The sequence below is a fragment of the Amycolatopsis halotolerans genome (assembly GCF_042647905.1).
In the GTDB taxonomy this organism is placed as follows: Bacteria; Actinomycetota; Actinomycetes; order Mycobacteriales; family Pseudonocardiaceae; genus Amycolatopsis; species Amycolatopsis halotolerans.
Genome location: NZ_JBHRWI010000081.1, coordinates 61,994 through 70,886, shown reverse-complemented (window position 1 = coordinate 70,886; position 8,893 = coordinate 61,994). Strand labels below are relative to the sequence as shown.

8 protein-coding genes are annotated in these 8,893 nt (G+C 69.0%); 2 read left to right on the top strand and 6 right to left on the bottom strand.

Annotated elements, in window-relative coordinates; all coding sequences use genetic code 11:
• Nucleotides 1-17 precede the first annotated feature (17 nt).
• From ACFORO_RS46160 to ACFORO_RS46150, 3 genes are read right to left on the bottom strand one after another with little or no spacing between them, the layout of a single operon-like run.
• Nucleotides 18-998: a glycosyltransferase gene (locus ACFORO_RS46160; protein WP_377875608.1), complete on the bottom strand. Its 981-nt coding sequence runs from the start codon at nt 996-998 to the stop codon at nt 18-20.
• Between the two features lie 34 nt (nt 999-1,032).
• Complete coding sequence (locus ACFORO_RS46155) at nt 1,033-1,605, bottom strand: MerR family DNA-binding protein (RefSeq protein WP_377875756.1); 573 nt, start codon at nt 1,603-1,605, stop codon at nt 1,033-1,035.
• A gap of 11 nt (nt 1,606-1,616) precedes the next feature.
• Nucleotides 1,617-2,465 carry an MBL fold metallo-hydrolase gene (locus ACFORO_RS46150; RefSeq protein WP_377875605.1) on the bottom strand — a complete coding sequence of 283 codons (849 nt, stop codon included), beginning with the start codon at nt 2,463-2,465 and terminating at the stop codon, nt 1,617-1,619.
• A gap of 63 nt (nt 2,466-2,528) precedes the next feature.
• Between ACFORO_RS46150 and ACFORO_RS46145 the strand changes: the two genes are divergently transcribed.
• Nucleotides 2,529-3,131 carry a TetR/AcrR family transcriptional regulator gene (locus ACFORO_RS46145; RefSeq protein WP_377875603.1) on the top strand — a complete coding sequence of 201 codons (603 nt, stop codon included), beginning with the start codon at nt 2,529-2,531 and terminating at the stop codon, nt 3,129-3,131.
• 185 nt (nt 3,132-3,316) lie between these two features.
• Here ACFORO_RS46145 and ACFORO_RS46140 read toward each other — a convergent pair whose 3' ends face one another.
• The 3 genes from ACFORO_RS46140 to ACFORO_RS46130 all read right to left on the bottom strand — a co-directional run bounded on the left by ACFORO_RS46140 (nt 3,317) and on the right by ACFORO_RS46130 (nt 6,011).
• The gene (locus ACFORO_RS46140; RefSeq protein ID WP_182891233.1) at nt 3,317-3,586 is read right to left on the bottom strand and encodes a hypothetical protein; all 270 of its coding nucleotides are present in this window, start codon (nt 3,584-3,586) and stop codon (nt 3,317-3,319) included.
• Between the two features lie 109 nt (nt 3,587-3,695).
• Nucleotides 3,696-4,478 (bottom strand): thioesterase II family protein, encoded by a 783-nt coding sequence (locus ACFORO_RS46135; RefSeq protein WP_377875600.1) that lies wholly within the window; start codon nt 4,476-4,478, stop codon nt 3,696-3,698.
• A gap of 195 nt (nt 4,479-4,673) precedes the next feature.
• The gene (locus ACFORO_RS46130) at nt 4,674-6,011 is read right to left on the bottom strand and encodes an HNH endonuclease signature motif containing protein (RefSeq protein ID WP_377875598.1); all 1,338 of its coding nucleotides are present in this window, start codon (nt 6,009-6,011) and stop codon (nt 4,674-4,676) included.
• A gap of 289 nt (nt 6,012-6,300) precedes the next feature.
• On the opposite strand from ACFORO_RS46130, the gene ACFORO_RS46125 reads away from it, so the two are divergent.
• Nucleotides 6,301-8,889 carry a helix-turn-helix transcriptional regulator gene (locus tag ACFORO_RS46125; RefSeq protein WP_377875596.1) on the top strand — a complete coding sequence of 863 codons (2,589 nt, stop codon included), beginning with the start codon at nt 6,301-6,303 and terminating at the stop codon, nt 8,887-8,889.
• The last annotated feature ends 4 nt before the right edge of the window (nt 8,890-8,893 follow it).

Here is an 8,893-nt window from a genome sequence, read left to right as displayed (position 1 = left end):
ATCCGAGCGGGCGGCCGCTACCTGTCCTCCGCCCACCGAGGCAGATCGCGGGCAACCTCTCCTGGCGACGGCATGCGCGCGATCTCCTCAGCGATCGCCCGCGCCGCGTCCCGGTGCCCGCTGCGCCGTGACAGCAGTTTCCGCACGCCCTCGGCAACGCCGTCCGCACTCAGTTCTCCGGGCAGAATGCTCAACGCGGCTCCCGCAACGCTGAGAGCCTCCGCATTAGCGAACTGGTCCGCTCCCTGCGGCAGAACCAGCTGCGGCACCCCGACCGCGAGCGCGCCGAGCGTCGTACCGCTGCCGCCGTGATGCACGACCGCGTCGACATGCGGCAACAACTCCGCCTGCGGCACCCAACGATGGAGCGTGACATCTCCCGGCACCGCGCCGAGTTGGACGTTCCCCGCCGCGACCACCACGTCGATGCCGAGCGTCGCCAAGCCCTTGATAGCGGTGGTGAGCACTTCCGCCGTACCGAATGCAGTGCCGAGCGTCAGATAAACCAGCGGCCGAGACGTTCTCCCGACGCGCCACTCCGGCAGCGGTTCGGAATAGGCGACCGGCCGCAGCTCAATCCGCTCAGCGGTCGCGAGAAAGTCCTTGTCCTGCAAGGACGGCGGACAAATGTCGAGATGCCGCCGATCCAGAGCAGGCCGCTCCAGCCCGATCCCGTCGGGAAACAGGCGGCCGAACCCGTGCCAGAGACTGGGAATCCCCGCCCGTTGCGCCGCGACAGCCGGGCCCGGCTGCCCCCATTCGTGGACGACGAGGTCGGGCCGCAGCCGCGCCAGGTCGGGTTCGAGGTCCTCGGCGTAGATCTCGTAGAACGAATCCGCGGGCCGGAAAGGCTGTAACCCGTTGCGGCGCAAGGACGCGTGGACGTTCTCGCCCGCTGCGAAATGCACCTCGTGCCCGGCCTCTTTGACGGCGACCGCGAGCGGGATGAGCGGGTAGGTATGACCTACCGACGCGAGGCTGGCGAAGAGCACGCGCACCGCTGACCGACTCCCTTCGGGTCCAATGCCACAATCAGATGTTATAAACATCTGAAAGGAGGGTAGCCTGCTCGCAGTCCGCGTGGCCAGCCTCTTTCAGCGAGCCGCGTCGCCGGGACCGGTAAGGAAGACCGGCTGGCCTCCGTTTGCCACTGGGTCTCGTCGGCGTAGATCCCGCCAGCGGGACCAGTGCGGGGCAGATGCTGCGCGGCCAGGATTCAGTGGCTTGCAACCAGGCCACTGAATCCTGACCGTCGACGGCCTCGATGATCACTGCGGCCGGAACGGCGGGCACGCGACGCAACTCGACCTCGAGAGCATCCGCGGCGCGTTCGGGCGCGAGGGGGTCACGTAATGCGCTGACAGTGTGCTGGGTGCGGCTGAGCTCGCCCTCGAGGTGGTCGAGATGGGCGGCGATCCGGTCGTTGCGGGCCCGCAGATCGCTGGTGGCCAGCACCGCGCGGATCTCCTCCAGCGGCATGCCCAGTTCGCGGAACCGGCGGATGACCTGGGCGGCAGGCAACTGGTCGACGGTGTGGCGCCGGTAACCGGTGTCCGGATCCGCATCGGCCGGTTCGAGCAGCCAGGCCTGGTGGTAGTGGCGCAGCGTTCTGGCGGTCAGATGGGTCGCGCGGGAAAGGTCCCCGATGGACCGGCCGTGTCCGCCAGGTCCAGCCGTTCCCCGACGGGCAGCACCCGTGCGCGCCGTCCGGCATGCAGGCGGAACTCGGCCTCCGGGTCGGAAACCTCGACGTAGCCCGCGATCTTGTCCGGCTGCTCGGCCTCGTAGTGCATCGGGACCGCGTACCGAGCGTCGAGGATTTCCGCGGCCGCGGCGGCTTGCCTGGGGTCCATCGCGGCGGGCAGCGGACTCGGCGGCTGGAGGTGCGGCGCGTCGACCACTGCGCCGTTGGCGGGGAGGAATGCCGCGTCGAAGGGGCTGAAGCGGCGCGCGATGAGCCACCAGTAGCCGTGGAACATCGTGTCTCCGCCGTGGAAAACGCGCTGCCCGTCGGCCTCGACGACCCAGTTCAGTTGCGGGTCGCCCAGCCCGTCGACGGCGGGGACCGCGGTGGCGCGGAACGGTCCGATCTCGCGAGTGGACCAGGGATCCACGACTTCGGCGGCCAATCGGTGGAGGGTCAGCTCGTGTTCGGCGGGCAGGGTGGTGACGTTGTCCACGTCGTCGCCGTGGCCGGGTGCTGGTCGGAGCACTGGCGCTGCGGGTGCCAGCACGTCCGCGAGTGCGGCGGCGTCGGTGTGGTCGCGGTGCAGGTGGGAGACCAGCGCGGCAGTGACTTTCCCGCTCGGCACCGCCAGTCCTTCGCCGGACTTCCATCCGGTGAACAGCGGTGACAGGTCCCGGACGTAGTCGATCACCAGGCGCTCGTCGCTCGCCTCGATCTCCAGTCCGGCCCAGCCCAGTCGTCGCAACCGCATCTCGTGCTCCTTGGTCTCTGTGGTCACCGGAAATTTAGCGTACGGACGTTCGCTAATCAATAGTGAACGTTCGTACGCTATCCTTGGCGCATGTCACCGCGACGTTCAGCGGCCGAAGCGCAGGCCACCAGGGGCCGGATTCTCGAGCGCGCGGCCGAGATCGCCTCCGAGGAAGGGCTGGACGGGATCACGATCGGCCGGCTCGCCGACGAGCTGGAGATGAGCAAGTCCGGGGTGCACAAGCACTTCGGCACCAAAGAGACGCTGCAGATCTCCACGCTGGACAAGGCATTCGTGGACTTCTGGCACCGGGTGGTGGAGCCCGCGCTGCCCGAACCGCCTGGTTTGCGGCGGCTGCGCGCGGTGTGCGCCAACTCCGTGGACTACCTGGAAACGCCGCTGCTCCCCGGCGGCTGCCTGATGACCGCGGCGCTCACCGAGTACGACGGCCGCCCCGGGCGGGTCCGCGATGCGCTGGCCGAGGTGTGGTCGCGCTGGCGGGAGCAGCTGCGGGCCGACTTGGCGGCGGCGGTGGAGAACGGGGAGTTGCCTGCTGGATTCGACGTCGAGCAGGCGTTGTTCGAGATCATCGCGGCAGGGCTGGCGCTGAACGCGGCTATGCAGCTGCAGCATGACCGGGCGGCCGCGGGCCGGGCTCGTCGGGCGATCGAGCGGGCTTTGGAGCAGTCCTGAGGCCTGGGTTTGGCGGGGACGCTTGATCCTTCTGGAGGGCGAGACCGCGTTTGGGCAGCGGCTGCCGGTGTCTCCCGCTCAGGGCCGGGGTTCCGTGGTGCGCGTCTTATTGCGGCGCAGCAGCGAAGTTCGGCTGTGAACCGCTGCGGTTGGCCCGCTGTCCGCTGGCGTTGAGCCGATTCCGGTTACGACTCGGTGGCCATGCCCAGCGAGCACAGCGAACCGGCCAGGGCGATCAGGTCGTAGCGGGTGTCGTCTTCGTTCGTTTCCCACAGGGCGGAGAGGGTGGTGGCGGCCTGGTCGACGTCGCCGTTGTGCTGCTTCAGGGCGATCCACATCGCGGCGGCCACCGGCTCGCATTCGATGTGGCGGTTGGTCGTGCGGCAGGTCAGCTCCAGGTGGCCGTTGGCGAGCATGCGCTGGGTGACGCCGGGGGCGGTGGTGATCGCCATCATGATGGCCTCCTGGTTGAGGGGGTGTTTCCTTGATGTACCTAGTCTCTCGGAACCGGCGGGCCGGAACCATGGGGTGTGCTCCTGAAGCTTCCCTGGGGTTTCCCCACCCTTATCCCCGGCAGATTCCCGGTTGCCATCCGGCCAGGGTTGTGGTGATCGTCTTCAGGACGGCGTTGAGCTGGTCGTTCAGGTAAAAGTGGCCGCCGGGGAAGATCTTGACCTGGCAGGCGCCGGTGGTGTGGTCGCGCCAGGCGCCGGCCTCGTCCAGGTCGGTTACCGGGTCCGCGTCGCCGACGAGGACTTGGATCGGGCAGCTTGGCTCCAGACCTGGTTCGTGCCGGTAGGTTTCGACGGCGGTGTAGTCGCCGCGGATCGCGGGCAGGACCATGCGCAGCAGCTCGTCGTCGCCCAGCACGCCGGCGTCGGTGCCGCTGAGTTCCTTGAGCGCGGCGATCAGGCCGTCGTCGTCGCGTTGGTGGATGAACTCGATCCGTTGCGCGGACGGGGCCCGGCAGGCGGAGGCGAAGAGCCCTATCGGCGGGTTGCCTTGCGCCTCCAGTCGGCGGGCCACCTCGTAGCCGACGGTGGCGCCCATGCTGTGGCCGAACAGGGCCACTGGCAGGTCGGACCAGTCGGACAGGTCGTCGGTGATCGCGTCGGCGATGGCGGCGACCGTGTCCAGGCATGGTTCGGTGCGCCGGTCCTGGCGGCCGGGGTACTGGACGGCGACGACCTCGAAGTCCTGCCCCGCTGCGGTTGCGGAGAGCGGGAAGTAGGCGGTCGCCGAGCCGCCGGCGTGCGGGAGGCACACCAGACGCACCCGTGCCTGGTCGGTCGGGTGGAAACGGCGGATCCACCGGCTTGTGCGTGCGTTCGCGGGTGTTTCGTCCACTGCAGTCACAAAACCAGGAGTGTTCGGGGCGGGGCAGGTTGGGACAACCCCTAGTGGCCTGGGGCTGGGCTGAGGAGGGGTGGCGTTGGCGAAGGTGCGCTGAGCGTCGGGTTTGAGCGCGCCCAGGCAGGGGCCATCGCCCGGACTCGCGGTGGTGGGTGCGAGTCCGGGTACAGGTGGCGTCGGGTGTGGCGGTCATGAGGCTGCGGCCGACGGGTGTGGAGCGGCAGCCGGGCGTGGTGTCGCGGCTTGCCATCGTGAGTGGCCCAGCGGGGTGGGTGGTGGGTTGTGGGCGGTGTTGCGCAGAGGTTTTTGCTCGGGGTCGAGGAGGGACGGCGGGATCCAGTACACGACGCCGTCGCGGAGGAGGATTTGCCAGCCGCTGTGGTGCAGGAGGCGGTGGTGGCGCTCGCAGCATGAGGCGAGGTTGTCCAGGTCTGTCGCGCCTCCGTTGGCCCAGTGGACGATGTGGTGCGGGGTTGTCCACTTTGGACTGCGGTCGCAGCCGGGGAAGGTGCAGCCGCGGTCTCGGATTGCCAGGGCTCGGCGTTGGGCGTTCGTGGCGGTGCGGGCTGAGCGGCCTAGGTCTAAGACTTGGCCTTCGGTGCCCAGGACGGCGGGGTAGACCCTGGCGTCGCACAGGATGCGGCGCAGGTGGGAAGCTGGCAGGACGGATTCGTCGTCGGTGAAGACCGCTTTTGCTGTGCTCTGCAGGGTTTCCAGGTCGACGGTCACGGTGGCGACTGCTCGTTCGCCGGCTTTGGACGGCAGGTCGGGAGCTCGGGCGGCCAGGTCGACGATCGCGGCGATGGCGTCGCCGTGGCGTTCTGCTGGGGTGCGGGGGTCGGGGGTGTCCGGCGTGGTCGCGGGGTCTGGTGCGGCCAGGGGGACCAGCAGTTGTTCGATCAACGTGCCGGTTTCCTGGTCTACGTTGCCGGTGAAGCGGAAACGGCCGGTTCGGGTCCAGTGCCAGCGGAATTCTCGCCACGGGCGCGCGGAGGCCGCATCCGAGCCCGCGTCCGTACCGGAGCTCGCGTCGGGGTCCAAACCGGGCGCGGGTGAAGAGCCGGGCATCTCGGCAGGATCGTTGTCCCAGTAGATCTTCAGGCGGGTCGCGGCTCGGCGGACCGTGCCGGGGTTGGCCTGCGCGGCGAGGGTCACCAGGGTGTCTTCGGCGACGGTGTAGTCCTCGGGGGTCAGCCATCTCGGTGCGTCGGCCAGGAATTCGGCGATCACGGCTGCGTGCTGGGCGGTGATTTCGCCCTCGGTCAAGGCTTTCCAGGTCAGCGGCAGAGAGCCGGTGGCTTGGGCGAGCCGAGCGCGGGCCTCGCGCGGCGTCACGTGCAGGATCGTCGCCAGGTAGGCCGCGGTCGAGGAATAGCCCTCGGGTATGGCACCGCGGGATTCCACTTCCCGGATTGTCTCCAGTTGCGCGGCGTAGGCGGTGTTCTGCTGTCTTTGGGTGGTCAGGAGTCTGGTGGTCAGGTCCTGGTCTGACAGTTGCCAGGCCGGGAGCGTCGTAGTCGTGGACACCCCTCTATTTTCTCGAACGCACGTTCGATTACGCCATCGCTCGAATTGGTCAACCCCAACTGTGGAAGCACGCGAAGCAAGATCACTGTCCGGAGCTAAAGCGCAAGCTCGCCACGGGAAATCTGCCCCTCGCGCGCAGCAGGCGCCGCAAGAAAAACCCGGCCGCCAAAAACGCAAAGTAATCGTGATCACCTGATTGAGTGACTTTAGATCGCGGTTGGCTGTGCTTAGGGGGCGGCTGCGACTGTGGCACACGCAGGAAGATGACCGTTGGGTCGAGGAGCTTGCGATGGGCGTGAACTGGGGGCAGAACCGCCGCACCGAGCCGAACGAAGCAGTGTCCCTCCTTGAGGGCCTGCTGATCGAATGCGATGCGGGGGCAGGAGACACGGTATTGGTCGGCGGAGGACCGGCCAGCGGGAAAACACAGGTACAGAACCAAGTGGTGGCGCGAGCCCGCGAGTTGGGCGTTTTGACGCTCACCGCGGCGGGGGCGGCCGACGAGCGCGACGTCGACGGCGGTGTGCTCGACCAGCTGCTGGCCAGTCCGGCGTTGCCGCGCGAAGTGCTGGCCGCGGCTGACGGCGAGGACCGGATCGCTGCGTTGTGCAGTGCGTTGCACCGGCTGGCCCGCGAGCGGTCGCTGCTGATCGCGGTCGACGATTTGCAGCACGTGGACGAGACGTCGGCGCGGTTGTTGCTGCGGCTGCAGCGGCGGGCGCGGTCGGCCGCGATGTTGCTGGTGCTGACGCAGCCGGACGGCTGGTATTCGGGCGAGGGCGTCGAATTCGCCGCGCAGCCGCATCGGTATGTGCATCTCACGCCGTTCACGGTGGAGGCGATCGCGCAGCTGGTCGCGGATCACGGCGACGCCGAGCGGATCCACGGGCTGAGCGCGGGGAATCCTTTGCTGGTCAGCGCGTTGGTCGACGCATGTCGTAGCTCGGTGGACGACGGCGCGGTGTATTCCGATGCGGTGCAACGGCTTCTGCGTCGCTACGGTTCGCCGCTGCGGGAAGTGGCGACGGCGATCGCGGTGCTGGACACCGACGTGACCACGGACGCGGTGGCGACGGTCGCGGGCGTCGACCCGGTCGAGGCGGAGGCTTCCGCGGGGCTGCTCGTGGAGACTGGGCTGGTCGACGGGGTGCGCTTCCGGCAGCAGCCGGCCGCGGCGGCGGTCGTCGGAGGGTTGCGCGGGTCCGAGAAGGTGCAGCTGCACCTTCGGGCCGCCGAGGTGAAGCACGCACGCGGGTTGTCGGCTCCGGAGGTCGCGCGGCACCTTGTGGCGGCGGGCGAAGCTCAGGCGGAGTGGGCGTTGCCGGTGCTGGTCGCGGCGGCGGAGCAGGTGATGCTCGGCGACGACGTCGACTTCGCCACCCGCTGCCTGCATCTGGCGGCATCGACGACCACCGCGTCGTGGGAGCAGCAGATGATTTCGCAGCTGCTGGCCAAGATCACCTGGCGGGTCAACCCGGCGGCGGCCGCACCGCATCTCGCGGCGTTGCGCGACGCTGGTTCGCTCGATCAGTCGGACCGGATCGCGTTGGTGCGCCAGTCATTGTGGTTCGGTGACCGGGACACGTTCGAGTCCGCGCTGGTCCGGTTGGGCGATGACCTCGAACCGCTGCACCCGCGCACAGCCGCCGAACTGACTCTCGCCGCGCATTGGCATTACGGCACGGCACCGCAGCTGTCGGTCGACGCGTCGGATCCCTGGATGCGCACGGCCACCACGCTCGCGTCGGTATGGCAGGTGGGCGGCAGCGAAGAGACTTCGGTGTGCGCGGAGCGGATTCTGCAGAACTGCCGACTCTCGGACACTTCGCTGGAAGCGTTGGCCACGGCCATTCTCGCGCTTGCGTACGACGGCAAGGCGGACCGCGCGGAAGGCTGGTGCTCTTCGCTGGCCGAGGAGGCCGAGTATCGCGGCGCGGTGACGTGGAAGGCGATGCTCGACGCTATCGGCGCGAGTCTGCTGCTGCGTCGCGGCGAACCGGCCGAAGCGGCTGAAGCGGCGAGCCGTGCGCTCGCGCTGCTTGACGAACCGAACTGGGGCGTCGCGATCACGTACCCGCTGGCGACGATGCTGACCGCGTATACCGCGGCAGGCGCGTTCAAGGCCGCAGCAGCGGTGTTGCGACACGCTCTGCCTGAAACGGTGTACACGACACTCGGCGGCGTACGGTTCCTCAGGGCGCGCGGGCAGTTCCACCTGGCCACGAACCGCGGGCTCTCGGCGGTGAGCGATTTCCAGCAATGCCAACGCATTCTTCGTGACCGCAACCTCGACCTGCCCGCCGTGGCACCGTGGCGGACCGACCTCGCCGAGGCGAATCTGCGGCTGCGCAACCCGACCCTGGCGGTCGAGCTGGCGAAACAGCAGCTGGCGGACACGACGGACGCGTTCTCGCAGGCAGTGGCGCTGCGGGTGCTGGCGTTCGCCGGGGACACCGGTGCGCGGTCCGGTCTGCTGAACCGGGCGGCGGAGGCGTTCAAGGAATCCGGCGACCGGCTCGAGCTGGCCCGCACGGTCCGCGCGATCAACCAGCTCGGCCAGCGCGCGGAACGCTCGGCGGGCCTGGTGAAACCGGTGCAGGTGCCGCGGCAGCCGATGCGTCCGCTCGCGCCTCGTCCGGTCGCGTCGAGACCCGAGCCGCCTCGCGCGGATCCGGAGGGAGCGGCGGCGACCGCGCTCAGCGAGGCCGAACTGCGCGTCGCGGAGCTCGCGGCGCACGGGCGGACCAACCGCCAGATCGCCGAAACGCTGTACATCACGGTGTCCACTGTGGAGCAACACCTGACCAGGGTGTACCGGAAACTCGGCGTGGCGGGGCGGAGTGCGCTCGCCGGAGAGCTGGCCGGTGCCGGGCAGTGATGGA